A 26,962-nucleotide genomic window follows, 5' to 3' on the forward strand; every position below is an offset into this window, starting at 1 on the left:
GGTGATGGTGACGCCGAACCGGATGTCGCCACCGCGGTCGAGGTACTCGCCGACCAGGTCGGTGACGAGATCCTGCTGCGGGTACACGGTGTGCACCTCGCCCCGTCCGAGGGTGGAGCAGTCCAGCTCGAACTCGCCGTTCCCGGTGCGGAACGCGCAGACGCCGTGCGAGCGTCCCTTGTGGAGCAGACCGGCGGCCAGACCGTGCCGCGCCAGGGTTCGGACGCTGTCCGGGCCGAGGAACCCGGCCCGCGCCCTGGTCCGCACCTGCTCCCTGGTCGCGCGCTCGACGACGAGCGTCTCGATCCCCTCGGCGCGCAGCAGGTTCGCCAGGACCGGGCGCGTGCGGCTCGCCGGACCCGATGATGATCATCACTCCATCGTGTTGCCACCCACGTCACAGGCGCGTGCGCACGGGTTTCAGGGATCCTTCACCGGTTGTGCATTGACTTGCCGCAGAAGAACGTCAAACTGCACAAATGGTGCTTCGGCAGGCGAGCGACTTCGCCCAGCTGTCCGTCCTGATCAAGCAGGCCGGCCTGCTGCGGCGACGGCGCGGCTATTACTACGTCCGCATCGGCGTCAACCTGCTGGTCTACGCAGCGGCCTGGGTGGCGTTCGCGTTGCTCGGCGACTCCTGGTGGCAGCTGGCGGTGGCGGTCGTGCTGGCGATCATGACCACCCAGCTGGCGTTCATCGGCCACGACGCCGGCCACAAGCAGATCTTCGCGTCCCGGCGCTGGAACGAGATCGCCGGGTACTTCCACAGTGGACTGGTCGGGGTCAGCTACGACTGGTGGGTGGGCAAGCACAACCGTCACCACGCCAACCCCAACCACGAGGACGAGGACCCGGACGTCGACATCTCGGTGCTGGCGTTCACCCAGAAGCAGAGCGCGGCCAAGCGCGGCCCGCTGCGCTGGATCGCCGCCCGCCAGGCCTACCTGTTCTTCCCGCTGCTGCTGCTCGAAGGCTATGCACTGCATTGGCACTCGATCAAGTACTCCGGCCGGGAGCGGTACGTGATGATCGCGAACATCGTCGTGTACCTCGGCGTCGTGTTCTGGGTGCTCTCCCCCGTGTACGCCATCGCGTTCGTGCTGGTGCACCAGGGCTTGTGGGGCCTCTACATGGGATGTTCGTTCGCCCCCAACCACAAGGGCATGCCGGTGCTCTCGGCGGGGCACTCGCTCGACTTCCTCCGCAAGCAGGTGCTGACCTCCCGCAACATCACCGGCGGCCGGTTCGTGGACTTCCTGCTGGGCGGGCTGAACTACCAGATCGAGCACCACCTGTTCCCGAGCATGCCGCGGCCCGCGCTGCGGCACGCCCAGGTGATCGTGCAGAAGTTCTGCGAGCAGCACGACATCTCCTACGCCCAATGCGGACTGTTCCGCTCGTACGGGTACGTCCTGGAACACCTGCACGAGGCCGCGGCGCCGTTGCGCGCCAAACCCGCCGTCTGATTCCCGCCAGACCCGCGGCTGTCCTTCGACCAGGCTTTGCCCCATGGGATCACTTGAAGGCAAAGCAGCACTGGTCACCGGTGGCAGCCGCGGGATCGGGGCCGCCGTGGCCGCCAAGCTCGCCGCGCTGGGTGCGCGGGTGGCGGTCACCTACCAGAACACCAAGCCGGTAAACGGGATCGCGTTCCAGGCCGACAGCGCGGACCCGGACGCGGTGGTCGCGGCGGTCGACTCGGCCGCCGCGGAGTTCGGCCGGCTCGACGTGCTGGTGAACAACGCGGGCGTGTTCCAGGTCGGGCCGTTGGACGAGATCGGCCGTGCCGAGTTCGACCACACCATGGCGGTCAACGTCCGTGCGCCTTACCTCGCTTCACGTGCGGCGGCACGGCACATGCACGACGGTGGGCGGATCATCAGCATCGGCAGCAACGTCGCGGTGTACGCGCCGTTCCCCGGTTTCGCGTTGTACTCGGCGAGCAAGACCGCGCTCATCGGCATGACCAAGGGCCTGGCCCGGGAGCTGGGACCGCGGGGCATCACCGCGAACATCGTGAACCCCGGTCCGACCGACACGGACATGAACCCGGCGGACGGGCCGATGGCGGACACGATCCGCGGGCTGACCGCGCTGGGGCGGTACGGGGAGGCGGCGGAGATCGCCGAGGTGGTGGTGGCGCTGGCGGGGGACGCCGGTGCGTACGTCACCGGTGCCTCCATCAACGCCGACGGTGGGTTCACCGTCTGACCTGCTGTTACTCCCAGGTGACCGGCAGGGCGTGCACGCCGTAGATGTTCATGTCGGTCCTGAGCTTCACCTCACCGGGCGCCACGGCCAGCTGCAACGTCGGGAACCGACGCAGCAACCCCTCGAAACCGGCGCGCATCTCGATGCGGGCCAGCTGCTGGCCGAGGCACTGGTGGATGCCGTGCCCGAACGTCAGGTGGCCGCGTGCCTTGCGGTGCACGTCCAACGTGTCCGGGTGGTCGAACCGCTCGGGGTCGTGGTTGCCCGCCAGCAACGACAGGACGACCGTCGACCCCTGCGGGATCTTCTCGCCGAAGAACTCGATGTCCTCCGCGGCGTAGCGGAAGAACACGTCGGCGACCGTGAGGTAGCGCAGCAGTTCCTCGACGGCGTCGGGGATCAGCTGCGGTGCCGTCCGCAGCGCCGCCAGCTGGTCCGGGTGCTCCAGCAGCGCGAACGTGCCCAGCGCCAGCATGTTCGCCGTCGTCTCGTGCCCGGCGAGCAGCAGGAGGAACGACATGCCGACCAGCTCCGGGATGCTCAGGTCCTCGTCGCGGGCCAGGTCGGACAGCAGGTCGTCGGCGGGCTCGGCGCGCTTGGCGGTGACGAGGTCGGCCAGGTAGGTGTAGATGGCCGTGTAAGCGGCCATCTTGTCCTCCAGCGAGATCTCCCGCTCCATCATCTTCGAGGAGTTCACTTGGAAGGTCTCGCGGTCCGCGTACGGCACGCCGAGCAGCTCGCAGATCACCAGTGACGGCACCGGGAGCGCGAACTCGGCGACCAGGTCGACCGGCGGGGTGAGCTCCGCCAGCTCGTCGAGCTGCCGTTCGGTGACGGCGATGATGCCCTCTTCGAGCGCCTTCATCCGCCGGACGGTGAACGCGCCGGTGAGCTTGCGCCGCAACCGGGTGTGGTCCGGCGGGTCCATGCTCAGGAAGATGCCCGGCTCCTGCGGGGACGGCTCGGTCTGCTCCGGCCAGCCGGGCATCGGGTAGGGGACGTGGAGGATCCCGAGGTCCTGGCGGGAGCTGAACCTGGTGTCCGCCAACGCCTGCCGGACGGCCTCGTAGCCGGTGACCAGCCACCCCTCGTGGCCGTCGGGGAAGAGCATCGGGCTGACCGGACGCTCCGAGCGCACCGCCGTGATGGCACTCGGCGGGACGAACGGGCCTGCGTCGCGGTCGGTCGGTAAGCCTTGCAACATCGGTTCGTTCTCCTTCTCAGCGGGTGGATTCGCGGTTGAAGAGCTTCTTGGACCACAGGTAGCCGCCGAACCCGATGACGACGCACCAGCCCAGCGCGATCCAGCCGCTGTTGCCGATCGGCGTGCCCATCAGCAGGCCGCGCAGCGCGTCGATGAACGGGGTGAACGGCTGGTACTCGGCGAACCAGCGCAGCACGGTCGGCATCGAGTCTGTGGGCACGAACCCGTTGCCGAAGAACGGCAGCAGGATCAGCGGCAGGCCGATGTTGCTCGACGACTCGACGGACTTGCTGGCGAGCCCCAGCGCGGCGGAGAGCCAGATGAGGGCGAACGCCATGCCCACCAGCAGACCGACGATCGCGAGCCACTCGACGGGGTTCGCCTGCGGCCGGAACCCGATGGCCACGGCGACGCCGAAGACGAACGTCATGGCGAGCACGGTCTGCACCAGGCTGCCGACGACGTGTCCGGTGAGGACGGACACCCGTGCGATCTTCATGGTGCGGAACCGGTCGACGATGCCCTCGGTCATGTCCATCGCGATCGAGATGCTGGTGCCCTGCACCGCCGCCGTGATGGCCATCAGGATGATCGTCGGGGTGACGTAGCTGAGGTACTCGGCGCGGCCGCCGGACGGTCCGCCGAGGCCGGCGCCGAGCGTGCCGCCGAAGACGTAGACGAACAGCAGCAGGAAGACGACCGGCATCAGCAGCAGCTGGAACGTCATCGACGGGTAGCGGACCATCCGCTTGAGGTTGCGGCGGACCATCGTCGCCGAGTCGGTCAGGACGTAGCTCATCGTCGGGTCACTTTCTCGGGGTTGCCGGTGAGGGCGAGGAAGACGTCGTCGAGGTCGGGCGTGTGCATGCTGAGCGAGTCGACCAGCACGGCGTTGTCGTCGAGCCGGTCGAGCAGTGCCTTGAGCGAGCCGACGCTGCCGTCGTTCGGCACGCGCAACGCGAGCGCGTCACCGTCGCGGGTGGCGGTGCGGACGACCCGCTGGGCGGACTCCAGGTGGCGCGGGTCGGTGAACTGCAGCAGGACGTGACCACCGGGGATGCGCCGCTTGAGCTCGTCGGCGGTGCCCTCGGCGACGATCCGGCCGTGGTCCAGCACCGCGATCCGGTCGGCGAGCGTCGGCCTCCTCCAGGTACTGGGTCGTCAGGAAGATCGTGACGCCGGAGGCGACCAGCTCCCGCACGATCTGCCACATCGCGCGGCGGCTGCGCGGGTCGAGACCGGTGGTCGGCTCGTCGAGGAAGATCACCTGTGGTGAGCCCACCAGCGTCATCGCGAGGTCGAGCCGGCGCCGCATGCCGCCGGAGTAGGTGGCGGCGGACTTGTCGGCCGCGTCGACGAGGTCGAACTGCTCCAGCAGCTGGTCGGCCTTGCGCCTGCCCTCGGACTTGCCGAGGTGGTGCAGGTCGGCCATCAGCAACAGGTTCTCCCTGCCCGTCATCAGGTTGTCGACGGCGGAGAACTGGCCGGTGACGCCGATGGCGGCGCGCACGGCGTCCGGGTCGGCCGAGACGTCATGTCCCGCAACGGAAGCGCTGCCCCCGTCGGCGCGGATCAACGTCGACAGGATCTTGACCGTGGTGGTCTTGCCGGCACCGTTCGCGCCGAGCAACGAGAAGACGGTGCCGCGCGGCACGGTCAGGTCGACGCCCTTGAGCACCTCGGTGTCGCCGTACGAACGGCGCAGTCCGGTGGCTTTGATCGCGTTCATCTGCTTGTTGTTCCCCTCAGGCCCGGCGAATCGTGATGTCGCCGAACGACGTGTTGGCGGTGACCTTGACGGTCTGGGTGGAGTTGCCGGGGCCGTCGCTGCCGTCGAGCGTGTTGGTGACGCGGCCGAACCCGGTCTTGACGTCGAGCCAGGCGGCGGTGCCCTGGGCGATGCCGAGCTCGATGGAACCCATGGCGGTGCTGAGCGTGGCGGCGTCGCGCACGACCTCGCCGACGGTGATGGAGCCCATGGCGGTCTTGGCGTCCAGCAGCGCACCGACCCGCTCGGCGGAGATGTCGCCGTTGGCCGCGCGGGCCCGCAGCTCACCCTCGACCGTGCCGATCTCGGTGTTGCCGTTGGAGTTCTTGACGGTCAGCGATCCGGTGACCGCGCCGACCCGGATGCTGCCGCTGCCGGACTTGACGTCGGCGTTGCCGTCGGCGGCGCCGACGGTGACCTGTCCCGCGCCGGTGTCGACCTTCAACGGGCCGCTGCGGTCGATGTGGACGTGGCCCGCGGACATGTCGGCCTCGGTCTCCCCCAGCACGCCGCGGGTGCGGATGCCGCCCGCCGTGACGTCGAGGTCGACCTTCGAGCCGGTCGGCAGCTCGATCACCACGTCGACCGACCTGGTCTTCTTGGAGAAGTCGAACGTCCGCTTCTGGCCGCGGACCGTCAGCGTGCCGCCGGCGAAGTCGACGCGGGTCTTCTGCGCGGCCTCGACGTCGGAGTTGTCGCGCGGGTCGGAGGGCCGCACCTCGACCGAGGTCGTCGTGCGGTCGCTCGCCTTGACCTCGACGTAGCCCGCGTAGATGTCGAGCAGCACCGAAATCGGTTCTGGCGTGTCGTAAGAAGGCATGGCTGTCCCCTCAGAAGGTGTCGAAGAACCGTCTCCGCAGGTCAGAGACGTGAAGTGAAAGCGGCGGAGGTGTTAGCGGACCCAGCCGGTGAAGCGCTGCGAGGCGGCGACGCCACCGAGCCAGGACTCGGTGCCGCCGGCCTCCCGCTTCGGTGCCAGCTGGGCCGTCGCGGCGCGGACGAGCCACGCGTTGATCGAACGGCCCTCCTTCGCCGCGGCCTCGTCGATCGCGGCCTTGAGCTGCTCCGGCAGGCGGACGTTGATGCGCACGGTGGCGCCGTCCTCGTAGCCGGAGGGGTCCTCGGCGGGTGCCGGGGCGGGCTCCGGCGCGACCTCGGCCGGCGGCTCCGGTGCACGGCGGGTCACGACGAACCTGGGGTCACGGCCCCGCAGCAGCACCTGCACCGAGTCCGGTGCCAGGTCCGCGGTGATCTCGTCGGCTGCGGCGGAAAGCGCCTCGAGCAGCGCCAGCCGGATCGCCGACTCCATCGACACGGTCAACCGCTCGACCAGCGCACTGTCCTCGCCACTGCCCATCTCGGCGGCGGTCAGCAGTTCGCGGCCGAGGGAAGCCACATACGGGGTCAGATCCATGGCATCACTATGGCACACGGTGGCACCACCCACAAGCTTTCTTGGCTCAATTTGGCACCAAGGTGGCTCAGAATGATCGCGATTGATGACTAAGTGCAGGTCAGAGCGTCGGCCATGGGTGGCTCACTCTGGCTCAGCGTGGCTCACGGCGCGAGCAGGCGGTGGCTCATCCAGGCCAGCGAGGCCGCGATCTGCGCCTGCGTGACGCCACGACGGCGCTGCTCCCGGTAGACCTCCGGCGCCAGCGGCGCCAGCAGCACCTCGACCAGACCGTCCGGCTCCGCCACCCCGGCCTCGACCAGCAACGCCCGCACGTGCATCCGCCAGAACCCGTAGGCACCCGTGCCGAACCGCGCGTCTCCGACCTCGGCGCCCAGCACGAGGTGCAGGTGCCTGTCCAGCAACGAGGTCATCGCGCCGTAGAACGCCGCGAGCCGGTCGGACGGCGTCGCGCCGGGCCCGAGCGGTGGCTCACCGCGCAGCATCTGCTCCTGCAGCTGCCGTTCGTGCTCGTCCAGCAAGGCCGCGGCGATCGAGGCCGGGTCGGGATAACGGCGGTACAGCGTCGCCCTGCCGACACCGGCGGCACGGGCGATGTCCTCCATCGTGACCTGCCGCGCGTCCTTGGCCGCGAACACCTGTTCCGCCGCCGCGAGCACACGCGCACGGTTGCGTGCGGCGTCGACGCGCTCCTTGACCTGCGGCTGCCCGGTCGTCACCGCGAGCAGGGCCTCGTCCTGTCCGCCCCTGATGGCCATGGCCGGATCCTACGCACACCGCAGTTAAGTGGACAGCTCGTCCACTTACCTCCTAGGCTGGCCGCAACATGTGGACAGGCTGTCCACTTGCGCAGGATTGGGGGTCGGTCCCGTGTACTTCGCGCTCTTGGCGGCAGCGCTGCTGGTCGGGTGTCTGCTCGCGGTGCAGGCGTCGGTGAACCTCCAGCTGAACAAAGCGGTCGGCACGCCGTACGGCGCCTCGACGCTGCAGCTCAGCGTGGCCACCGCACTGCTCGCGGTCCTCGCCGTCGCGGCCGGCACGATCGGTGCCGCCGGTCTCGTGCCCGACGTCGAGCCGTGGCACCTGCTGGGCGGCCTGGCGAGCCCGCTCTACATCACCAGCGGCATCCTGCTGTTCCCACGCCTGGGCGCGCTGGCGGCGGTCGGGCTCTTCGTGACCGGCCAGATGTTCGCCTCGCTCGCACTCGACCTCTTCGGGCTGGTCGGTGTGCCGCAGCAACCGCTCACGCTCGGCATCACGGTCGGCGCGATTGCCGTGCTGGCAGGTATCACCGTGATCATCCGCGGTCAGCTCACCGCCCAGAAGACCGCCGTACCCGCTCCGGCCGGTGGTGGCACCGCCGTCGCGACCAAGGCGGCCGGCACGAGCGTGAAGCAGGCAGGCTGGATCGTGCTCGGCATCGTCGCCGGTGCCGTGCTGCCGGTCCAGGGCGCGGTCAACGCGAAGCTGCGCGCCGACCTCGAGGCCCCGATCACCGTCGCGGTGATCAGCTTCGTGGTGGCCACCACCGCCATCGCGGTCGTGCTGGTGGTCATGCGCGCGCTCAACCGCACGCCCGCGCCGAAACTGGCACCGCTCACGACGATGCCGTGGTGGGGCTGGCTCGGCGGCGCGTGTGCCGCGGCCTACGTCACCGCGACGTTCATGCTCATCCCCGAGATCGGCGCCGCCACCACGGTCGCGCTCACCGTCACCGGCCAGCAGCTGGCCTCCGCGCTGATCGACAGCCGCGGCCTGTTCCGGATGCCGCGCCGGCCGTTCACCCCGGTCCGCATCGCCGGGCTTGCGTTGCTCGTGGTCGGTTCCGCGCTCGTCCAACTCACCTGACACGCCAAGCACTTGGGGGGACGTCCAGTGCCACCGGACCTGTGCAAGCCCTTACCGCGCAGCTCCCGAGATCTTCCCACCTACCCGTTCCCGGCGTGGGTCCGCAACCGCACACCGGGGTGGAGCAGCGCGAACACGAACGCCCCGAACAACACCACCGCGCCTGCCGCGAACGGTGCCTCCGGCCTCAGCTCGTACAGCCCGGTCGCGACGAGGGGCCCGACCATGAGCACGACGGCGTTGGCCGAGCCGATCATGCCGGCCACGCCACCCTGTTCGTCCGGTCCGAACAGCAACGACGGCGCCGAGGTGTAGCCGGGCACGGCCAGGCTGTGCCCCACGCCCGACAGCACCGAGGCCACGACCACCGTCATCAGGTTCGGCGCGAACACGATCATCGTGAACGCGATGCCGGTCAACGGCAGGCCGCTCCGCAGGAGTCTGAGGGGCGACCAGCCCAGCCGCGGCACCACGAAGCCCTGCACCAGCAGCATCGGCAGGCCACCGGCGAGCAGCACGACCCCGGTGAGCTCCGCTGTCCTCGGCCCGTCGAGCCCCAGCCGGTCCTGCAGGAGGAAACCCGTGCTCATCGACAGCAGGCTGATCGACAGGTAGATCGCCGTACCCAGCACCAGGAACGGCCACATGCGCGGATCGCGCATCCGCACCCCGCGGGGCTGTGGCCGGTCGGCGTGCCTGGTCTCCTCCGGCAGTCCGAAGAGGACGACCAACCCGACCACCACCAGCACCACCGGTGCCACGTAGAGCGCGGTGAGCAGCCCGAACCGGCCGAGCAGCCCGCCGACCGCCGGTCCGAGCACCAACCCGAGCCCGAGACTCGCCCCCACCCGCGAGAGGCCCCTGACCCTTTCCTCCTGCCCGTGCGTCACGTCCGCGACGTACGACTGCGCCGCCACCGGCAACGCCGCGAGCGCACCCCCGAACAGCACGCCCCTGGTCAACAGGAACGCGGCCAGCACCGCCGGCACGCCCAGCACCTCCAGCAGCCCGAGGTTCGCCGTCACCGCGAACGCGAACAACGCCGCCGCGCTGCCGAACAGCGCGCCGACCAGCAACGACCTGCGGCCCCACACGTCACTGCGCCGGCCCCAGAACTGCTGGTCAACGCCATCATCGCGGCCGTCGCGCTCATCACGACACCGAGTTGGAACTCACTGAGCCGCAGCTCGCGGGCCAGCGGCGGCAGCACCGGTGTCAGCAGCTGCTGGCCGGTGTAGCCGCCGAACACCGCGAGGTAGACCAGCAGGAGTCCCCTGGTCCGCGTAGTCGTCTCCCCCATCCACCCGAGACTATCCAGTCGCGCGACCGAGTTGTTCCGCCTCCAGCTCGTGCGCCACCAGCACCGCCGCCCGCTCGGCGATCGCCAGCACCGACGCGCTCGGGTTGGCCGCCACGATCGTCGGCATCACCGAGGCGTCCGCGACCCGCACCCCGTCGACCCCGTGCACCCGCAGCGCCGGGTCCACCACCCGGCCGATCGCGCAGGTGCCGGCGAAGTGGCGGAACGAGCCCGTCACAGCCCGCACGTACGCCCGAAGCTCCTCGTCGGACGCCATGCTCGCGCCCGGCCGGAACTCGCCGACCCGCCAGCGGGACAACGCCTTGGCCTCGCCCATCTCCCGTGCCCGGCGCAGGGCGGTCACCATCAGGTCGAGGTCGCGCGGGTCGCGGTAGTGGCCGGGGTCGACCACCGGGACGTCGTGCGGGTCGGTGCCGGCCAGTCGGACGGAGCCGCGGCTGTGCGGGCGTTGCAAGGAGAACATCACCGAGTAGCCGTTCTCCGGCAGGCCGTTCGGCAGCGCGAAGTGCGTGAACACCAGCCGCAGGTCCGGGTCCTCGATCGGGTCGCTGCGCAGCAACACCTGCGGGGTGTCGGGCACGCGGCCGTCGTCGGCGGAGATGCGGCTCGTGTACGTGACGTAGGCGAAGGGGTGGTCCTGCAGGTTCCCGCCGACGCCCGGCAGGTCGTGCACGACGTCGATGCCGTTGTCCCGCAGGTGGTCCGCCGGTCCGACGCCGGACAACAGCAGCAGTTGCGCCGAGCCGATCGCACCGGCCGTGAGCAGGACCTCACACGAGGCGAACGCGATGCGCGGCCGGCCGGACACGACGTACTCGACGCCGGTGCAGCGGCGGCCGTCGAAGAGCAGCTGGCGGGCGCGGGCACCGGTGAGCACGGTGAGGTTGGGGCGGCGCAATGGTTTCAGGTAGGCGGCGTACGCGCTCTGCGGGATGAAACCGACGAGGTTCATCTCGGTGCGGGCCACACCTTCCGCGACCCGGCCGTTGCCGTCGGCGGTGAACGGCGCGCCCGCCTCCTCGGCCGCGCGGTAGCAGGCGTCGTAGAACGAACCGGGCTCGGCCATCGGCCCGGGACCCACCGCCATCGGGCCGCCGTGGCCGCGCCAGCGCGGGTCCATGCCGGCGGCGTGCTCGGCGCGTTTGAGGTAGGGCACCAGGTTCAGGAAGTTCCAGCCGGTCGCACCGGCCTCCTCCCACGCGTCGTAGCTGGAGCGGTGCGCGCGGACGTGGGCCGTGGGCGCGGCCGGGGTGCCGAGGTGGCCGGCTTCGAGCAGCAGGACCGTGTGCGCCGGGTTCGCCGACAGCCGGGCGGCCAGCACGCTTCCCGCCGTGCCACCGCCGACGACGATGAAGTCGTAGTCGATCATCGCTGGGCTCCGGTCCCGTTCTCGGGCACGGCGAACAGAGCCAACATGGTGGCCGGCATTGGTTTCTCCCCTGAGATGTGTCCACTCGGGCCGGTGGGCCGACGAACCCGACGCCATCCACACGGATCGGATGCCGCAGCGGTTCAACGAACCTCAAAAAACTTCCGACTGTCCTTTGAGCACATCGCAGGGCAGGCTCCGGCGCGCCGAGGACGTCACTTCCACCGTTCCAGGCTGCCGGAACCGAGGTGGCGGAGACATCCGCCACCGCACGTAGGTATCAGGCGCTGGCCGCCATCCGCACGATCTCCAGCCGCGAGCTCAGGCCGAGCCTGCCCAGGACGTTCGACACTTGGGTCTGGACCGCGCGCCGGGAGAGGAACAGCTCAGCGGCGATGTCCGGGTTCGACAGGCCCTTCCCCGCGTCGCCGACCTGTGGATCGGCCTCCGCGTCGGCACGGGCCACCTCGGTCACGGCCACCGCGACCTCCCGGTCACCGGCGGCCAGCGCGAGCCGCACCAGGTGGGGCAGCACCTGCTGGCGGGTGCGCTGACCGGGCACGCCTGACTGGCCGAGCCATGGCGTCAGCAGGTCCAGCGCGGCCCGCAGGTCGCCGCCGACCTCCGCCCGCGACCTGCAGGTACGTCTCCGCCGCCGCCTGGTCGCCGCGGTGCAACGCGATCAACGCGCCGATGCCCGCCGGGTTCAGGTTCGAGCCGTTGCCGACGAACTCCGTGTCGATCCCGCCGAGGTGGACCAGCGCGTCGTCCCAGTCGCCGTGCTCGTACCCGACCTCCGCGGCGGTGGCCAGCAGGCTCGCACCGCGGAACGAACCGGCGCGTTCGGCCAGCACCAGCGCGCCCGGCAGCGCCGCCAGCGCCTCCTCCCACCGGCCGAGGCCCGCGAGGTAGGTCAGCCGGTTGTCGACCAGCAGCAGCCGCAGGTCCACCGACTCGGGGTCCTCGCCGAGCACGGCCAGCGCGTCGTCGATCCGGTCCACCGCCTCCGGCGCGGAGGCCACCAGTGTCGAGGCGTGCAGCGCGTACCCGAGCGCGAGCCGGTCACCGCTGAGGTGGGCGTCGTCCTGGGCCGCCCGCAGCACCAGGCACCCGTCGGCACGGGCGGTCATCTCGTCGGCCAGGGTGGAACCACCGGCCCCCAGCTCGCCCTGCACCCAGGCGAGACCGCCGCGGCCACCGGTGGCCGCACGTACCAGCCCACTCGGCCGCGACAGCTCGTCCGCGCGGCCGACAGGTCCGGCGTCCATGCTCCGGAGACCAGGCCGACGCCCCGGCGGAGAGGTCCGGTTCGGTGAGAACGTCACCGTCTCAACACGTGCACCGGATACGGAACCGTTCAACGGCCGCCAGCGAAGACCTCGCGGAACGCGGCCAGGACCGGCGTGCCCTTCTGCCGGTCGAACACGGCGAACACCACGTCGTCGAAGAACCGGCACTCCTGCAAGGCCCGCTGGAACGCCCGCGCCACGGTCGCCGGGTCGTTGCCGAAGACCCCGCAGCCCCACGCGCCGAGCACGAGCCGCCGGTGCCCGTGGGCGGCGGCGACCTGCAGCACCCGGATGGCGCGTCCGCGCAGCTGCTCGGGCACGGCCTCCGCCCGTTCCGGCTGGCTGCGCCGGATCGCCCCGAGGTTCGGCGCGGCGGCGGTGAGGAACGACACCGGGTACGCACCCGGCAACAGCTCACCCCGGTCGTCGCGGAACACCGGCACCCGCGGCGAGTAGATGACCCGGTCGCTGTAGCCGAGGTCCTCGTGCGCGCGGTGGTGGGCGTAGAACTCACCGGCCGCCCGCAGGCAGGGGTGGAGCGCCGACGCCCGCGCCACGCTCTCCTCCTGCGCCTGCGCCCCGTTGAGGAACCCGCCGCCGGGGTTGCGCGCCGAGGCGAACACCAGCGCCGCCACGTCCCCGCCGAGTCTTCGAGTCGCTTCCAACGTCGACTCGTCGGTGACGTCGATGCGCGGGATCTCCCCCCGCTGCGGCAGTTCGAGGGCGTCGCCCGGGAGGTACAACCGGGTCCCGGCCACCGCGGGCGTGACGTCGAGGGTCACCGTTCCCGTTGCGGTGCGGTAGGAACCGCGTTCCGCGATCGCCACCGTCTCGTGGGCGATCGCTCTCAGCCTTCTGCTCATGATGCAGCCGATTGTGGGTGCGGGGTCGAGCGGGACCAAGCGAGTTTCAGCCTGTCGGCGTCCGCCCGTAGTGCTCGGCCACGGCCGCGAAAGCCTCCTTGCGCTCCCACGACCCGTCCTCGTACACCTTCACGATCCCGGGACTCGCCATGTCCAGGTCCCGCCGCGGCTCGTCCGGCCGGTGCGTGAAGTCGTTGAGCGCGAACATGTACACGAACGCGCTGTCCACCCCGGTCTCCTCGAAGACCTCCAGCAGCTCCGCGAGGTACCGGGCCTGCTCGCCCTCGTCGCGCACGTACCCGTCCCTGATCCCGCTGGGCCGGCCGTCGGTGTGCTCGACGATCTCCATGCTGCGCGGCGCGACGGCACCCGAACCGCGCCACGCCGCCGTGCCGAACCCGGTGATCGCCACCGGTTTCCCCTGCGCCACCACGGATCGGATCGCCTCGGCGTAGCGGTCCGCCACCTCCGCCGACCTGATCAGCTCCAGCGACACGACGTCGAACAGGTCCCAGTCGACGCCCTCGAACGGGATCCCCGCGTACGTGACCCGTCCGCCGAACACCGCGCGCACCGCCGGAACCGCCGAGGCGAAGAACGAGTTCAGCAGCGCGGGCACCTCGGCCATCCACGCCGGCAGCCGCGCCACCCGTTCCGCCAGGGTCTCCCCCGGGATGAACCCCCTGGTCATGATGCTCAGCTCGACCCCGGCCACGAACACCACCCCGGCCCCGCTCGCGCGCACCCGTTCCGCCCGCTCGGCGCAGTCCGCGAACAGGTCGAGGACCTCCTGCGCCGTCAGCTCCAGCGGGTACGGCGAGAACCACACCTCCAGCCCGAGCCCGGCGGCGAGCACCGCGGCCTGCTCCAACCGGTCCGGGTCACCGCCGACCAGGTGGACGGCGGTGCAGTGCAGCTCGTCGCGGATGACCGCGAGGTCGCGCCGCACCACCTCCAGGTCGAACCCCGGCCACGAGTTCTCCCCCTTGACCACGAACCCCGTGCTGTACGCGATCCCCTTGCCCCGCATGGTTCTGCTCCTCTGCTCGGTCGACACCGAGGAGAGTAGCCAACAAAATTGCGTGCACGCAAGTTTGCGTTTACGAAGTTACCGGCGCAACGTCAGCCACCCTGCGGCGACACCCGCGGCCACCAGCGCGCCCACGCCGTTGTTGAGGAAGTCCTGCGTCTCGCACATCCCGCGGCCCGTCAACGGCTGCACGACCTCGATCACCGCGCTCAACGCCACCGCCGCGCACAACACCGCCACCGGCCGGTACGTCGCCAGCGCCGCGAAGAACACCAACGGCACGAACAGCACGACGTTCAACAGCTCGTTCGGCCCTGACAGCGAGAAACCGGTGAAATGACAGAACTGCGAGCCGGTGAGCGCCCACGAGGGCGCCGAGCGGAAGAACGTCACCCCGAGCACCACACCGAGCGAGATCCCGGCCAGCACCGACAGCACCGGCCGCCACCAGAACCGCCGTGCCGCCGCCCACGCACCCAGTCCCAGCAGCACCGCGCCGGCGAGCACGCCCGCCGCGGTCACCGGGTCCGTGAACGTCTGCCGGACCGCGTCGGCGACCCACCCCACCTGATCCACTTGTCCCCCACGAGCCGGAAGCGCGTCACTTCCTCAGACGCGCACGGGGGACGGCGGTTCAGCCGGACCCGGCGGCGTGCGGCGGGAGATCGGCCTGCGCCAGCGAGAGCCCGCGGTCCGGCACCACGCCGAAGTGCGTGATCTGCCGCCCTGCGCCGAGCTCGGTCACCCAGTTCGCCGCCGTCCTGATCCGCCCGAACGGCAGGTCCATCAGGTGGTAGCCGCGTGCGACCAGCTTGGCGACCAGGCCCCGCAACGGCACGTGCAACGGGTTCGCCACCGCCTGCCAGCCGCCGAGGTCGACCACGAACCCCAGGTCGTGGTGCTTGTACTCGCGCGCTTTGCCGAACCCCAGCGACGCGGCGATGTTGAGCCCGGCGACCCGTCCCTGCCGTTCCGCGTGCTGGGCGGTCATCGCGGTGATCTCGCCCGGCATCGTCAGGTCGGGCACCGCCGCGACGTCACCGGCCGCCCACACGTCCTCGCACACCCGCAGCTGCGTGTCGGTGTCGATGCGGCCCTTGGTCTCGGACACGTTCATCGTGCCCACCAACGGATCCGGCCGCACACCGACACACCACACGACCGTGCGCGTCGGGATCTCGCTGCCGTCCGACAGCCGCACGCACGTGCCGGTCATCGACGACACGCTGGTCTTCAGCCGGATCTCCGCACCACGCCGGGTGAGCACCTTGTGCGTCGGCGCGGACAGCCGCGGGTCCAGACCGGGCAGCACGCGTGGCGCGATGTCGACGAGGATCCACCGCGGCCGCACGTCCTTCAGGCCGGGCAGGTGCCGCCACGCGTCCTTGGTCATCAGCTGCGTCTGGGCGACCACCTCGGTGCCCGTGTAGCCCGCACCCACGACCACGAACGTGCACCGCGCCCGTTTCTCCTCCAGGTCGTCGGACTGGTCGGCGAGCTCCAGCTGGCGCAGCACGTGGTCGCGCAGGTGGATCGCCTCGGCGACCGTGCGGAAACCCTTGGCGTGCTCGGCGACCCCCGGGATCGACAGCAGCCGGGTGACGCTGCCCGACGCCATCAGCAGCCGGTCGAACTCGAACGTCCGCTCCCGCCCCTCCACGTCGGTGACCCGCACCTGGCGTTCGGCCAGCGAGACGGCGGTCGCCGCGCCGAGCACGAGCTTCGTGCGCTTCAACAGGTTCCGCAACGGCACCGCGACCCGCCTGGGGTCCAGCACACCACCGGAGACCTCCGGCAGCAGCGGGATGTAGAGCATGTAGTCCGCCGGGTTGACCGCGACGAGCTCAGCGGCGTCCGGCGGCAGCTCGCGCTCCAGCGTGCGCAGGCAGTGGAACCCGGCGAAACCCGTACCCAGCACCAGCACCCGCGGAGCCATCCGGCCCTCCAAGGAAGTCGGGGACGCCGCTCATTGTCGGGTCCCACGGTGTGGGCGGCCACCGCAAAGCGTCGTAACCGTCCGATCCGCGCGGGCGACTCCTTGGTCATGAGACGATTAGCCGCCCTCGTGCTGGCACTGGTCCTCCTCCCGATCGCACCCGCGCACGCGGCGGACCGCCCCTACGCGATGATCCACTCGCCGAGCGACGACACCTCGGTCCCGTTGAACACCCCGCTGGTGCTCGCCGGCGGCGCGGTGAACGGGGAGTCCGGTGGCATCACCACCGTCGAGTTCTCCACCGACGGCGTCAACTGGACGAGCGTCGACGCGCACACCGAACGCTGGTCGGCCGTGCTGCACCCGAGCGTGCCCGGCCCGGTCACGATCCTGGCGCGCGCCCGCACGGCCTCGACGCTCGGCCCGGTCACCGCCCAGCGCACGATCCACGTCGGCGGCACGACGACACCGCCGTTGTACGACGAGACCCTGCTCCAGCTGCCCGACCGGCCGACCCACCCGATGATCAACGACCCCGACACCGCCGCCGTCGAGCTCGGCCTGCGCACCCGGTTCGACCGGCCCGGCTCGGTGACGGCGCTGGTCATCCGGCGCGGCGACCACACAGGCCCGGTGACGGCGCGGGTGTGGTCGCCGGACGGGACGTTGCTCGCCGAGCAGGCCGCGCCCGGCGCCCAGTACTCGCAGCGGATCACCTTCAGCACCCCGATCCCGGTCCAGCCGGGCCTCGACTACGTCGTCTCCTACTACACACCGGCCGGCGGGTACGCGGCCTCCGAGGACTACTTCGCCGCCGGCGTGGCGAACGCGCCCGTCTACGCAGGCGTCGACGCCGGTGTCCACCGCTACGGCGGAGGGTTCCCCACCGACACCTGGCACGCCAGCAACTACTGGGTGGCGCCGGTCTTCCAGCCGTGAGCCGGTCGCCGCACTGGCTCAGCGAGGGTCGTCTGCCGATGCCGGTGCTGCTCGCTTGGTGGCGAGCAGCACCCCGGCCAGCACGGCGCCGAGGACCGCGAACGGCCCGCTCAGCCCCCGGCACGGGCACCACGGCGGGCACGACCCCGCCGGGGAACAGCACCTCGGCGTTGTCGTACTGGAACGCCAGCACCACCGCCGGGACGACCGCCACCGCAGCGCACCCGATCGCGACGTCCCGGCGCCACCACGACGCCGCGATCATCAGCACCGCGGGCACGGCGTAGGCGTACCAGTACGGCAGGTCGATCATCCGGAACTCGATGTCACCCCAGTGCGACCAGGGCATGTACATCGCCGACCCGGTCATGTATATCGCCAGAAAACTCAGCAGCCACCTCATGGCACCTGTCCCCCCAAACAGTCTTGACCTGAAGTCATACCGCCTCGACGACCAAGCTGAACAGGTCTTCCGGGGGTCGGCACATGCAGCGGAACATCCGCACGGTCGAGGACGTCCTCGTGTTGCTCGACGGTCTGTTCGCACCGGAGGCCACGTCGCACTCACCTGCTTCACCGCCGACGAAGGCACGCGGTGGATCTTCCAGGACCTCGTCGAGGTCGAGCTGCGGCGGATGACCGACGAGCCGGTGTCGTCCGCGGAGTTCGGCCGGTCGTTCCTGTGGACGGCTCCGTTCCGCAGGCCGATCACGTAGTCCACACAGGACTTTGCCGCGCCTGCCGGACAACGGTGTCCGACAGGCGGAACCACCGTCCACCGCCACCTGCGAAAGTAGGGTCAACTGCCTGCTCACGTAGGTGATCCGGACCACTCGCGCGCAGTATCGTCAGGAAGGTGAAAGCGGCCGGCGACCTGGCAGTGGTGCTGCTCGTGGCAGCCCTGGGCGCCTGGCGGGAGCTGAGCGACCCGCCCCACCTGGTCTCCGCACCGGTGACGTTCCACCTCGCGGTCCACCTGCTGGCGGCCGCCGCCCTGTGGTGGCGCCGCACCCACCCGTCGCGTTCGGCGGCGGTAATCGCTTTCCTCTGCCTGCTCACCCCGACCTACGCCACCTTCGCCGCGGCCTTCTGGGTGGCCGCCCACTCCCGCCACCGCTGGCTCGCCGCCAACCTCCCCGCGGCCTGGCTCATCGGCACCTGGTCCCCCGACCCCACCACCCCGGCCCTGATCACCGTCGCCGCCCTCACCGGCCTGCACCTCGGCACCCGGCAGGCCCACGCCCTGCTCACCGAACGCGCCCGCGCCGACGAACGCGCCCGCCTGGCCACCGAACTGCACGACGTCGTCACCCACCGCCTGAACCTGATGGTCCTGCACTCCGGCGCCCTCCGCGTGGCCGCCAAGACCCAGGACGTCCGCAAGGCCGCCGACGACCTCCGCACCGCCGGCCTCCAGGCCCTCGCCGAACACCGCGACCTGGCCGCGGTCCTGCGCTCCAACCACACCACCCGCATCCCCGACGTCCTCCCCGACGAGCTCGCCAGCCTGGTCGCCGCCACCGGTCTCACCGTCACCCTCACCGAACACGGCGACGCGGGCACCATCTCCCCCGCCGTCCGCCGCACGATGTACCGCGTCGTCCAGGAGTCCCTCACCAACGTCCACAAACACGCACCGGGCGCCGAAACCACCATCACCATCCACAGTGGACCGAACAGCGTCCGCGCCGTCATCCGCAACACCGCCCCGCCCGCCACACCGGACCCGCTGCCCGTCTCCGGCACCGGCCTGCTCGGCCTGCGCGGCCGCGTCGAGATGGTGGGCGGCACCCTGACCGCCGGCCCCACCTCGGACGGCGGCTACGAGGTCGACGCCGTCCTCCCGGCCCTGCTCCCGACCTGACCGCTGAGCCGCGCGGGTGATCACGTCCGGGAAACGTTTGGCCCACGCCGAACGACACCTACGCTGGCTGCCCGAACGTTCGCGGAGGTGTGTGGGGGATGACGAGACGCGACTGGGCCCGCGTGGCACTCACCGTCGCGTCGGTGGTCTTCGCGTTGTACTTCTCGCCGCTGGGCGACTGGCTGGCCGAGAACCCGCTTCCCGGCCAAGGCTGGATGAAGGACCACCTGCTCCTGGCCACGACATCGGCCCTGGTCGTGCTGGGAACGCTCGGCGTGTTGTCCTTCGAACGGCAGAACCGGGCCGAGGACGCGGCCGACGACCGGTCGTTCGACCCGAGCACTGACCACTACCTCGACGACCTGCGTCAGCGGGTGAGGGCGAAGTGGATCGACCAGTTCCTGGCCCAGTCGCTGGAACGGATCGTGCCCGCGAAACTCGGCTTCCAGGATCGCAGGGACGCGATCACCAGTCCGTTGCAGGTCGTCGGCACCGCGACCGTGTCGGCGGACATCTCCGCGATCTTCGCTGATCCCCGGACCGAGCGCAGCCTGCTCGTGCTCGGTGCCCCCGGCGCGGGCAAGACCACCCAGTTGCTGCGTCTCGCCGAGCACCTCCTCGACGATCCGAACGGGCTGGTTCCCGTCGTCGTGCCGCTGTACGGCAGCGAGTGGAAGGAGCAGGAGGACAAGCTCACGCTGCGGTGGCTGCGCAAAGGGGTCCAGCTGGTCAGGGCCGAGAGCAAGGCGGAGAAGAAGGGCGTGGTGCCGGCACCTCCGAACGAGACCGAGGAGGCCAGGATCAAGAGGACCGTCGACGAGGCGGTGCGGTGGCTCGCCTGGGAGATCGGCCGGCTCTACCAGCTGCCGGCGCAGAACGTGGCGCGGTGGCTGCGATCGGAACGCAGTCCGCTGGTGCTGCTGTTCGACGGCCTGGACGAGATCGGGGACTTCGAGGCCCGCGACCGGTGTGTCGAGGTCCTGTCGGTCCTGCGTTCCCAGCTCAGGCCGGGCATGGTCGTGTGCAGCCGGACCGAGGAGTACTTCTGGTCGGAACAACGGCTCGCGTTCGGCTCGGCGGTCGAGATCATGCCGTTGAGCCCGGACGATGTCGACGCCTACCTGCATGAGGCGGGCGACGAGCTGAAGTCGCTGCGTGAGGCATGCCGGCGCAACCCGACACTGGCAGGGCTGCTGGACAAACCGCTGACACTGACCGTGGCCGTGCTGACCTACCGCGGCAAGACCGTCGACGACCTGCTCTCCAGCCAGCTGGGCGACATGTGGACGGTCTACCTCGACGAGGTCCTCCCACGGCAGCGAGGTCTGACGAGCATCCTCAGGTTCGACCGCGACAGGTCGCTTCGCTACCTGCGGTCACTCGCCGGGCTGATGGAGTCGACCGGCCACGACAGCTTCGCGGCGGAAGCGTTGAACCTGTCCTGGCTGCGACGCGGCACCGGCGTGGGACTGCTCCTCGCCTACCTCACAGCGGCCACGGTCTGCGGTGCGGGGTTGACCGCCGCGGCGTGGCTCACCGGAGGTCGGGACGTGGCCGCGATCTGCGCGGTCGTGCTCCTGTGGTTCTTCGGCATCGGGACGCTCACCGAGCTGGCGCCTGACCGCAGGACCGGCGTTTCCCGCCTCGAGAGCGCCCAGTTCGTGTCCGCGAGCTGGTCCCTGGACTGGCGGGCGGCCCGGGCCGCGGCACGGCGCTCGGGCGCCTTGGGCCTTGCGATCTGCGTTCTGCTCGCCGGCAACTCGGCGTGGTTGGACGTCATCAACGACATGACACCGATGAGCCTGCTACCCGCACTGTGCGCTGCTTTCACCGCCGGTGTGCTGGCGCTGCCGAGCAGGCCGCGCGACGGGGTCGCCGCTGTTCGCGCTCGAACGGTCTCCGCCTCCGGCCGAACCCTGGTGGTCCGGCTGAGTGCGGGGATCGGTGCGTTGTCCCTGGCCCTGGCGCTGCCATGGCTCACCACCGGCATGACCGGATCGATGCGAGCGACCGTCCTCTACGCGACGGCAGCCGCGACGACCGGCATCTGGCTGGCCGGCTTCGGCGCGTCCATGTACGGCTGGTGGAGCCACCGCACGGCGCTCCGGCTGGTGGTGCGGAAGGACATGCTGCCGGAGGACCTGAACATGTTCCTGGCCCACACGGACGACCGCATCATCACGCTGAGGAAACTCGACGGCCACGCCTTCATCCACCGCACGCTGCAACGCAAGCTGGTGGAGGAGCTATCCCTCCTCTGACGCCCGAGCCGCCCGGCAAGCCAGGTGCACCGCCAACCGCTCATCCGCGTTCGTCAAACTCACCCCGAGCAGCTGCTCCGCCCGGTTGATCCGCTGCGCCACCGTGTTCCGGTGCACCTTCAACCGCACAGCAGCCGACGACGTCACCGACTCCTCGTCCAGGTACACCGCGAGCGTCCGCAGCAGCTGCCCGTCCTCCACCCCCACCAACGGCTCCAGCAACCGCGTCGCCTGCTCCACCAGCGCCGGCGTCTCCGCGGCCATCGACAGCAACCGCCGCACCCCGAGCTCGTCGATGTGCACGACCTTCGCGGCACCGGTCATCGCCGCCGCCTCCCGCGCCTCCGCCAGCGTCCGCCCCACCCCGGCCGCTCCCGGATGCGGGCGCCCGACCCCCGCCACCAACCGGCTCGGGCCGAGAGCCGCGGCGAGCTTCGCGGTCAGCTCGCGGTGCTGGGACTGCGGCGGCTCGGAGTCGTTCGTGAGCCAGAACGACCAGCCCTCCGCGCCCTCCACGAGCTGGCCGTGCAGGCCGCGCCGGGACAGTTCGACGCGCAGGCGTTCGGTGTGGCCGGGATCGCGCGTGCCGGGGGCCGGCGGGTTCGGCATCGCGTAGACGCCGGTGTGCCAGCCGTCGAGCCGCCAGCCCGCGAGCACCGCCTGCTGCACCAGCATCGGCGGCACGTCGTCGCCGGAGGCGAGCAGCTCGGAGAGCAGCGAGCCGAGGGAACGGGCGCGGCGTTCGGTTTCGAGGCGTTCGGCGGCGACCCAGTTGCCGAGCGCCCACGACGCGACCTGGCTGATCTGCAGCACGGTCTCCGCCCAGCGCTTGTTGCTGCCGCCCGCGTGCGACACGAGCCAGAGGTGCACGTGACCGGTGCCGTCGACCTCCACCGGCACGGCCACCGCGAATCCCTCGGCCAGTGCCGCGGTCGTGGCGACCGAACCCATCAGCAGCTCGGCCGGCAGGCCCGGCGGGGACACGCCTTCGATCGCGGTGCCGTCGGCGCTGATCACCGCGCACGTCACGTGCAGCTCGCCGGACAGGATCGTGACGACCGAACGCGGATCCGGGCGCGAACGGCCCAGCCGCGCGGTGACGGCGTTCAGCAGGCGGGCGGCGACGACCTCGGGACGGCGGACCGCGGTGCGCAGCGAGTCGGCGACCAGCAGCGGGTCGGCGGCCTTGGTCTGCAACAACGGCACGCCGAGCCGGTTCGCGAACGACAGCGTCGCGGCGGACGGCGGCTGGTGCGCGCCCGACACCAGCACGACGGCGCGCACGTCCGCGCTGTAGGCACGGCGCAACGCCACCTCGACCAGGTACGGCTGCTGCCCGGTCAGGATCACCAGGTCGCCCGCCGAGCACGCCTCGACCGCCGTCAGGTCCGCCGCCAGCCGCACGTCGCTCACCTCGACGTCGAGCCCGCGGCCGCCGGCGAGCAGGCAGGCGTCGCCGAGCACGCCGATCTCCAGCAGGTCGCGCACGCTCAGCGACTCGGCGTCGTCGATCACGGAACCGCCCGGAACGGCACGTAGTCGAGGTCGTAGCCGAACGCCCGCGGGTCGACGCGCCCGAGCACCTCCCGCCGCAGCCACTGCGGCGGCGCTGGGAGCGCTACCACGTCGACCACCGCCCCGGCCGTGAGCCGCTCGGTCGACACCGGCGCACCCGACTCGGCGTCGAGGCAGCACAGCAGGTCCGGCGTCGTCACGAGCGTCTCGCCGTCCGCCAGGGCGGCGAGGTACTCCCCCTGCATCTCCAGGCGCACATAGGCATCGTCGGCGTCCAGGCGGCGCAGCGCCACCGTTCCGCGCGGAAACTCGCCAACCGACTCCCGCCAGACTTCGACTACTTTCCCCCGCGCCACAACGAAGCCGCCGGAAGCCGCCGCTCGTTCCTCGGTTGAAATCGTTTTACCCGACCAGATCTCACCCAGTCGCAGCGCCCGCGCGAGCGAGCCGGTCACGCCCACTGCCAGCGCGTCCGCGAGTCTCAACGGCTTCGCGACCATCATCGCCCAGCCGCCGAAGTCGACCATGACCGTGCGCGCGAGCTTCTCGATCCCGGTCGCGTCCAGCACGGCCCGGTTGCCGCTGGGTTCGGTGATGGCCAAGGGGGTCGTGGGCAGCCCGGCCGCGTCGTAGGTCGTCTGGTCGATCCGTGGAAACGCTCTCCCCATCCCGTCCACGTCGACGTACGGCAACCCCAGCCGAGCTGCCAGGATGAGCGGCAGCAGCCCGTTGCACCCGCCGACCTCCCACCCGATGACGGCGGTCGCGGCCGTGTTGTCGTGCGCCTGCAACGACTTCAGCGCTTCCTCCGCCTCCAGGCCGGACGGCAGCTTCTCGATCAGCACCGTGGGCGCGCCGATCAACCCGACCCGCGCGCCGTACCCGGCGGGGTCGGCTTCCTCCGGCGCCAGCACGGTGACGGGACCGCTCTGCCGCATCTCGTGCCTGAGCATCGCGGCGAACGCGTGCGTCTCGTGCTCCCCACCGCCCCCGCCGCTGCCGAGCACGACCACGCCCAGCGCGAGCCGGTCAACCTCGTCGGGCTGGAGCAGGTGCATGCGCGTGACAGTAGTGCCGCACGGGTCCGGCCGAGAAGCTCCGCCGAACGCGCGTCTAGCGGGTTCCGAGAGGTGCTCGTTCCGCGACGCCCTCCAGCACAAGATCACCCACGGCCCGTGCGCGCACCCGGCTCGCGTTGCCGGGCAGGTAGGCCAGCGGGATCTCCTCGACCTCCACGACCCGCACGCTGCCGGCCCTCGCGCCCGCGGCCACCGCCTTGTCCACGGCCTCCTGACGGGCCGCGTCCAGCACCTCACCGCGCCGGGCGGGGTCGATCGTGAACACCCGGTCCACCTCGCCGCCGACCTGCGCGATCGCGGCGCCGATGGCGTTGGCGAACCCGTGGTGCGCCGGCCTGACCAGCTCGCCGACGCCAGCCAGCTCCTCCGGCACGAGCACGCTGCCACCGCCGACCAGCACAACCGGAACCGGCGACGAGCCGGCGCGCATCCGGTCGACCAGCCCGGCGATGCGGTCGCTGACGTGGCCGAGCACCGAGCTGACCAGCGCACGGTCGAGGTGCCGCACGAGCGAGGCGTCACCGATGTCCGCCCGCCCGGCCGCCACCGCGACGTCGGTTGCGGTCAGCGTGTCGCCACCGAACACCAACGCCTTGTCGGACAGGCGGAATCCAACGCTGTCCGGCCCCACCGGGACGCCACCGCCCTGCCGCACCAGGCTGCCACCGCCCAGGCCGGTCGACAGCACGTCCGGCATCCGGAAGTTCGTGCGCACACCGCTGATCAGCACCCCGGAGGAGGCCTCGCGCGGGAAACCGTTGTGCAGCATGCCGACGTCGGTCGTGGTGCCGCCGACGTCAACGACCACGCAATCGTCCAAACCGGACAGGAACGCGCCGCCGCGCATCGAGTTCGTGGGGCCGGAGGAGAACGTGGCAACCGGGTAGCAGCGCGCGTACTCGATTTCCATCAGCGTGCCGTCGTTCTGGCTGAGGTAGAGCGGAGCGTCGATCCCCTGTGCCGTCAGCGATTCCGTGAGCCCGTCGGCGATCTGCGCGGCCAGCTCGCGCAGCGCGGCGTTGATGATCGTCGCGTTCTCCCGCTCCAGCAGGCCGAGCCTGCCGATCTCGTGGGAGAAGCTGACCACCAGCTCCGGCACCTCGGCGGTGAGGACCTCCGCGGCCCGGCGTTCGAGGTCGCCGTTGACCAGCGAGAACACCGACGAGATCGCGACCGACCGCACGCCCTTCGCCGCGATGTCGGCCGCGACGCCGCGCAGCTCGTCCTCGTCGAGCGGCGAGATCAGCCGGCCGTCGTACTCGTACCCGCCGTGACACAGGTAGGAATGCCCGCCGATCACCTGGCGCAGTCGTTCCGGCCAGTCGACGAACGGCGGAAGTGCTTTCGTGGCAGGCAGTCCGAGCCGCACCGCAGCGGTCTGGGCGAGTCCTCTGCCCTCGACGACCGCGTTGACGAAGTGGGTCGTCCCGATCATGACCGCCCGCACGGAAGCCGCGTCGAACGCATGCGCGGCCCGCAACCCGCCGACCGCGGCGACGATCCCGGTGGTGACGTCGGCCGTCGTCGTCCTCTTGCACTCGGCCAGCACACGCCGTCCCTCAACGAGAACGGCATCGGTGTTCGTGCCGCCGACGTCGATGCCGATGTGCATGTGACCGGACCACCCCTCAGGCGGCAGACGCTTCCCCGACCACCTTACGGTTGGTGGCCTTGCGGCACCGCACGCGCAGGAGGTCCAACCTGCCCGCTGAGACGTAGAGCGCGAAGGCGAGCACGAGTGAGTTCACACTGGACTGCCCGAACGGAACGAGCTCACCCACGACCGCGGAAGCCGGCCAGATGAGCACGGTGGCGGGCACCCACGTGGGTGCCGACCTCGGCACGCGCGGTCTGGTGGAGATGATCTCGTTGCGCCAGCGCCGCACCACGTAGTACTCGGCGATCATGATCCCGGTGACCGGCGGGAACACCACGCCGAGCAGCACCAGGAAGTGCGTGAACTGGGTGAGGATGCCCGCCGCGGCCAGGAGGCTGCCCGCGATCCCGACCACCACGGTCACCTGCGCGCGGCTGATCCGCAGGTCGAACACCGCGTCGAAGAAGTTCACCAGGCCCAGCGACGCCGAGTAGAGGTTCCAGTCGTTGATCTTCAGCACGGCCGTGACCACCACCAGCGCGCCGATCCAGCCGCCCGACCGGCTGATCGCGCCCATGACGTCCGTGGTGCCGAGCCCGTGCGCGAGCAGCACACCGGCACAGCCCACCACCCACTCACCGGCCGTGATGCCGACGACGGTCTGCTTCACCACGTCCCACGACGACCGGTTGAACCGCGTCATGTCCGGCGCGATCGCGGCACCGACGACGAAGCTGCCGATCACCAGCGTCACCGCCGTGAGCATCCCGATCCGCGGCCCCGGCGCGGCCCCCGCCAGCGCGGCCGGGAAGTCACCGACGTTCGCGACCACGACCCACAGCACGAGCAGCAAGAACGCAGGCACGGTCAGATAAGCGGTCCACGCCATCCACCGAACGCCACAGGCCGCGATGATCGTGATCGCCAGCCCGAACGCCAACGACCACACCGGCGCCGGCAACACCCCCGAGACGGTCGCGAGCGTGACCCCCGCCAGCCCCGTCTGCACCCCGAACCAGCCGGTCGCCGACAACGCGATGACCAGCCCGAGCACCGCCGACCCCGCGTGCCCGAACCCGGTCCACCGGCTGAGGATCGCCGTCGAGAGCCCTTCCCGCTGCCCGATGATCCCGACCGCGACCGCGACGACGTTGAGCACCAGCGCCCCGATCGTGAGCGCCAGGAACGCGTCCCAGAACCCCATGCCGAACCCGAGGGTCGCGCCCAGCAGCAACTGGCTCAGCGCGGACGTCTGCCCGAAGCGCTGGGTCGCGACCGACAACCACGGGTGTCGCGCCTGGTCAGGGACACGACTGAGGGCCTGGTCGTCCTGCTTGGGAAGAGCGGCCACGATCGTCCCTCCGCCCTGTGATCGACAACCCGGACAGTAATGGCGGAGTCACGATCGAGCTACAGACAATCTGCACAGTCGGACGAAACGTCACGTTGCGATT

General features: G+C 70.7%; 26 protein-coding genes and 2 pseudogenes. 8 read left to right on the forward strand and 20 right to left on the reverse strand.

Annotated features, from left to right (window positions below):
- Window positions 1-36: 36 nt before the first annotated feature.
- Window positions 37-333: pseudogene (locus tag BBK82_RS53770) on the reverse strand (FAD-dependent monooxygenase); the annotation flags it as partial.
- 146 nt (window positions 334-479) lie between these two features.
- On the opposite strand from BBK82_RS53770, the gene BBK82_RS05660 reads away from it, so the two are divergent.
- The gene (locus BBK82_RS05660; RefSeq protein ID WP_065914049.1) at window positions 480-1,466 is read left to right on the forward strand and encodes a fatty acid desaturase family protein; all 987 of its coding nucleotides are present in this window, start codon (window positions 480-482) and stop codon (window positions 1,464-1,466) included.
- A gap of 43 nt (window positions 1,467-1,509) precedes the next feature.
- On the forward strand, window positions 1,510-2,211 hold the full coding sequence (locus tag BBK82_RS05665) for an SDR family NAD(P)-dependent oxidoreductase (protein WP_065914050.1): 702 nt from the start codon (window positions 1,510-1,512) through the stop codon (window positions 2,209-2,211).
- Window positions 2,212-2,218: 7 nt separating this feature from the next.
- On the opposite strand, the gene BBK82_RS05670 is transcribed toward BBK82_RS05665, so the two are convergent.
- The 6 genes and pseudogenes from BBK82_RS05670 to BBK82_RS05695 form a co-directional block, all read right to left on the reverse strand.
- Window positions 2,219-3,415: a cytochrome P450 gene (locus tag BBK82_RS05670; RefSeq protein WP_065914051.1), complete on the reverse strand. Its 1,197-nt coding sequence runs from the start codon at window positions 3,413-3,415 to the stop codon at window positions 2,219-2,221.
- A 16-nt stretch (window positions 3,416-3,431) separates the two neighbouring features.
- Entirely contained in the window at window positions 3,432-4,214 is a 783-nt protein-coding gene (locus tag BBK82_RS05675; RefSeq protein ID WP_065914052.1) for an ABC transporter permease, read from the reverse strand.
- Window positions 4,211-5,144 (reverse strand): annotated as a pseudogene (locus BBK82_RS05680) (ATP-binding cassette domain-containing protein). The gene BBK82_RS05675 and the pseudogene BBK82_RS05680 overlap by 4 nt, the downstream one beginning before the upstream one ends.
- 16 nt (window positions 5,145-5,160) lie before the next feature.
- Window positions 5,161-6,003: a DUF4097 family beta strand repeat-containing protein gene (locus BBK82_RS05685; protein WP_065914053.1), complete on the reverse strand. Its 843-nt coding sequence runs from the start codon at window positions 6,001-6,003 to the stop codon at window positions 5,161-5,163.
- Window positions 6,004-6,075: 72 nt separating this feature from the next.
- Window positions 6,076-6,597: a YlcI/YnfO family protein gene (locus BBK82_RS05690; protein WP_065914054.1), complete on the reverse strand. Its 522-nt coding sequence runs from the start codon at window positions 6,595-6,597 to the stop codon at window positions 6,076-6,078.
- A gap of 143 nt (window positions 6,598-6,740) precedes the next feature.
- Window positions 6,741-7,355, reverse strand: a complete 615-nt coding sequence (locus BBK82_RS05695) for a TetR/AcrR family transcriptional regulator (protein ID WP_065914055.1) — start codon at window positions 7,353-7,355, stop codon at window positions 6,741-6,743.
- Window positions 7,356-7,467: 112 nt separating this feature from the next.
- Between BBK82_RS05695 and BBK82_RS05700 the strand changes: the two genes are divergently transcribed.
- Window positions 7,468-8,445, forward strand: coding sequence for a DMT family transporter (locus tag BBK82_RS05700; RefSeq protein ID WP_065914056.1), 978 nt, complete (start codon window positions 7,468-7,470; stop codon window positions 8,443-8,445).
- An 80-nt stretch (window positions 8,446-8,525) separates the two neighbouring features.
- On the opposite strand, the gene BBK82_RS05705 is transcribed toward BBK82_RS05700, so the two are convergent.
- The 9 genes from BBK82_RS05705 to BBK82_RS05740 all read right to left on the reverse strand — a co-directional run bounded on the left by BBK82_RS05705 (window position 8,526) and on the right by BBK82_RS05740 (window position 16,253).
- The gene (locus tag BBK82_RS05705) at window positions 8,526-9,539 is read right to left on the reverse strand and encodes an MFS transporter (protein ID WP_083267810.1); all 1,014 of its coding nucleotides are present in this window, start codon (window positions 9,537-9,539) and stop codon (window positions 8,526-8,528) included.
- Window positions 9,467-9,745, reverse strand: a complete 279-nt coding sequence (locus BBK82_RS49795; RefSeq protein ID WP_154697098.1) for a hypothetical protein — start codon at window positions 9,743-9,745, stop codon at window positions 9,467-9,469. Before BBK82_RS49795 ends, BBK82_RS05705 begins: the two co-directional genes overlap by 73 nt.
- 10 nt (window positions 9,746-9,755) lie before the next feature.
- Window positions 9,756-11,135, reverse strand: a complete 1,380-nt coding sequence (locus BBK82_RS05710; RefSeq protein WP_065914057.1) for a GMC family oxidoreductase — start codon at window positions 11,133-11,135, stop codon at window positions 9,756-9,758.
- A 280-nt stretch (window positions 11,136-11,415) separates the two neighbouring features.
- Window positions 11,416-11,670, reverse strand: coding sequence for a helix-turn-helix domain-containing protein (locus BBK82_RS05715; protein WP_065914058.1), 255 nt, complete (start codon window positions 11,668-11,670; stop codon window positions 11,416-11,418).
- Complete coding sequence (locus BBK82_RS49800) at window positions 11,630-12,403, reverse strand: ATP-binding protein (RefSeq protein WP_065914059.1); 774 nt, start codon at window positions 12,401-12,403, stop codon at window positions 11,630-11,632. Before BBK82_RS49800 ends, BBK82_RS05715 begins: the two co-directional genes overlap by 41 nt.
- Window positions 12,404-12,492: 89 nt before the next feature.
- Entirely contained in the window at window positions 12,493-13,287 is a 795-nt protein-coding gene (locus tag BBK82_RS05725; protein ID WP_065914060.1) for a TIGR02452 family protein, read from the reverse strand.
- A 46-nt stretch (window positions 13,288-13,333) separates the two neighbouring features.
- Window positions 13,334-14,317 (reverse strand): hypothetical protein, encoded by a 984-nt coding sequence (locus tag BBK82_RS05730; RefSeq protein ID WP_065914061.1) that lies wholly within the window; start codon window positions 14,315-14,317, stop codon window positions 13,334-13,336.
- A gap of 78 nt (window positions 14,318-14,395) precedes the next feature.
- Window positions 14,396-14,893 carry a VanZ family protein gene (locus tag BBK82_RS05735; protein ID WP_065914062.1) on the reverse strand — a complete coding sequence of 166 codons (498 nt, stop codon included), beginning with the start codon at window positions 14,891-14,893 and terminating at the stop codon, window positions 14,396-14,398.
- A gap of 58 nt (window positions 14,894-14,951) precedes the next feature.
- Complete coding sequence (locus BBK82_RS05740) at window positions 14,952-16,253, reverse strand: NAD(P)/FAD-dependent oxidoreductase (protein ID WP_065914063.1); 1,302 nt, start codon at window positions 16,251-16,253, stop codon at window positions 14,952-14,954.
- Between the two features lie 108 nt (window positions 16,254-16,361).
- Here BBK82_RS05740 and BBK82_RS05745 point away from each other — a divergent pair, with 108 nt between their 5' ends.
- The 5 genes from BBK82_RS05745 (at window position 16,362) to BBK82_RS05755 (ending at window position 21,317) form a co-directional block, all read left to right on the forward strand.
- Complete coding sequence (locus tag BBK82_RS05745) at window positions 16,362-17,192, forward strand: DUF4082 domain-containing protein (protein ID WP_083267812.1); 831 nt, start codon at window positions 16,362-16,364, stop codon at window positions 17,190-17,192.
- Complete coding sequence (locus tag BBK82_RS49805; protein ID WP_154697099.1) at window positions 17,189-17,479, forward strand: hypothetical protein; 291 nt, start codon at window positions 17,189-17,191, stop codon at window positions 17,477-17,479. Before BBK82_RS05745 ends, BBK82_RS49805 begins: the two co-directional genes overlap by 4 nt.
- 36 nt (window positions 17,480-17,515) lie before the next feature.
- Complete coding sequence (locus BBK82_RS52660) at window positions 17,516-17,908, forward strand: hypothetical protein (protein WP_218920582.1); 393 nt, start codon at window positions 17,516-17,518, stop codon at window positions 17,906-17,908.
- 140 nt (window positions 17,909-18,048) lie between these two features.
- Window positions 18,049-19,056, forward strand: a complete 1,008-nt coding sequence (locus BBK82_RS55975) for a sensor histidine kinase (protein ID WP_065914065.1) — start codon at window positions 18,049-18,051, stop codon at window positions 19,054-19,056.
- Window positions 19,057-19,154: 98 nt separating this feature from the next.
- Window positions 19,155-21,317 carry an NACHT domain-containing protein gene (locus BBK82_RS05755; protein WP_154697100.1) on the forward strand — a complete coding sequence of 721 codons (2,163 nt, stop codon included), beginning with the start codon at window positions 19,155-19,157 and terminating at the stop codon, window positions 21,315-21,317.
- Here BBK82_RS05755 and BBK82_RS05760 read toward each other — a convergent pair.
- From BBK82_RS05760 to BBK82_RS05775, 4 genes are read right to left on the reverse strand one after another with little or no spacing between them, the layout of a single operon-like run.
- Window positions 21,303-22,832 carry a helix-turn-helix domain-containing protein gene (locus BBK82_RS05760; protein WP_065914067.1) on the reverse strand — a complete coding sequence of 510 codons (1,530 nt, stop codon included), beginning with the start codon at window positions 22,830-22,832 and terminating at the stop codon, window positions 21,303-21,305. The two genes, BBK82_RS05755 and BBK82_RS05760, sit on opposite strands and share 15 nt — an antisense overlap.
- Window positions 22,829-23,890, reverse strand: coding sequence for a DUF917 domain-containing protein (locus BBK82_RS05765; RefSeq protein ID WP_065914068.1), 1,062 nt, complete (start codon window positions 23,888-23,890; stop codon window positions 22,829-22,831). The genes BBK82_RS05760 and BBK82_RS05765 overlap by 4 nt, the downstream gene beginning before the upstream one ends.
- A 55-nt stretch (window positions 23,891-23,945) precedes the next feature.
- Window positions 23,946-25,523 carry a hydantoinase/oxoprolinase N-terminal domain-containing protein gene (locus tag BBK82_RS05770; protein WP_065914069.1) on the reverse strand — a complete coding sequence of 526 codons (1,578 nt, stop codon included), beginning with the start codon at window positions 25,521-25,523 and terminating at the stop codon, window positions 23,946-23,948.
- Window positions 25,524-25,539: 16 nt separating this feature from the next.
- Window positions 25,540-26,859: a purine-cytosine permease family protein gene (locus tag BBK82_RS05775; RefSeq protein ID WP_065914070.1), complete on the reverse strand. Its 1,320-nt coding sequence runs from the start codon at window positions 26,857-26,859 to the stop codon at window positions 25,540-25,542.
- Window positions 26,860-26,962 lie beyond the last annotated feature (103 nt).

Origin of the sequence: Lentzea guizhouensis, assembly GCF_001701025.1 — a bacterium.
GTDB lineage: Bacteria > Actinomycetota > Actinomycetes > Mycobacteriales > Pseudonocardiaceae > Lentzea > Lentzea guizhouensis.

Coding starts and splice junctions, on each gene's coding strand:
- BBK82_RS05660 (WP_065914049.1), top strand. CDS start 480: ATGGTGCTTCGGCAGGCGAGCGACTTCGCCCAGCTGTCCGTCCTGATC.
- BBK82_RS05665 (WP_065914050.1), top strand. CDS start 1,510: ATGGGATCACTTGAAGGCAAAGCAGCACTGGTCACCGGTGGCAGCCGC.
- BBK82_RS05670 (WP_065914051.1), bottom strand. CDS start 3,415: ATGTTGCAAGGCTTACCGACCGACCGCGACGCAGGCCCGTTCGTCCCG.
- BBK82_RS05675 (WP_065914052.1), bottom strand. CDS start 4,214: ATGAGCTACGTCCTGACCGACTCGGCGACGATGGTCCGCCGCAACCTC.
- BBK82_RS05685 (WP_065914053.1), bottom strand. CDS start 6,003: ATGCCTTCTTACGACACGCCAGAACCGATTTCGGTGCTGCTCGACATC.
- BBK82_RS05690 (WP_065914054.1), bottom strand. CDS start 6,597: ATGGATCTGACCCCGTATGTGGCTTCCCTCGGCCGCGAACTGCTGACC.
- BBK82_RS05695 (WP_065914055.1), bottom strand. CDS start 7,355: ATGGCCATCAGGGGCGGACAGGACGAGGCCCTGCTCGCGGTGACGACC.
- BBK82_RS49795 (WP_154697098.1), bottom strand. CDS start 9,745: ATGGGGGAGACGACTACGCGGACCAGGGGACTCCTGCTGGTCTACCTC.
- BBK82_RS05710 (WP_065914057.1), bottom strand. CDS start 11,135: ATGATCGACTACGACTTCATCGTCGTCGGCGGTGGCACGGCGGGAAGC.
- BBK82_RS49800 (WP_065914059.1), bottom strand. CDS start 12,403: ATGGACGCCGGACCTGTCGGCCGCGCGGACGAGCTGTCGCGGCCGAGT.
- BBK82_RS05725 (WP_065914060.1), bottom strand. CDS start 13,287: ATGAGCAGAAGGCTGAGAGCGATCGCCCACGAGACGGTGGCGATCGCG.
- BBK82_RS05730 (WP_065914061.1), bottom strand. CDS start 14,317: ATGCGGGGCAAGGGGATCGCGTACAGCACGGGGTTCGTGGTCAAGGGG.
- BBK82_RS05740 (WP_065914063.1), bottom strand. CDS start 16,253: ATGGCTCCGCGGGTGCTGGTGCTGGGTACGGGTTTCGCCGGGTTCCAC.
- BBK82_RS05745 (WP_083267812.1), top strand. CDS start 16,362: ATGAGACGATTAGCCGCCCTCGTGCTGGCACTGGTCCTCCTCCCGATC.
- BBK82_RS52660 (WP_218920582.1), top strand. CDS start 17,516: ATGTCACCCCAGTGCGACCAGGGCATGTACATCGCCGACCCGGTCATG.
- BBK82_RS05755 (WP_154697100.1), top strand. CDS start 19,155: ATGACGAGACGCGACTGGGCCCGCGTGGCACTCACCGTCGCGTCGGTG.
- BBK82_RS05765 (WP_065914068.1), bottom strand. CDS start 23,890: ATGCACCTGCTCCAGCCCGACGAGGTTGACCGGCTCGCGCTGGGCGTG.
- BBK82_RS05770 (WP_065914069.1), bottom strand. CDS start 25,523: ATGCACATCGGCATCGACGTCGGCGGCACGAACACCGATGCCGTTCTC.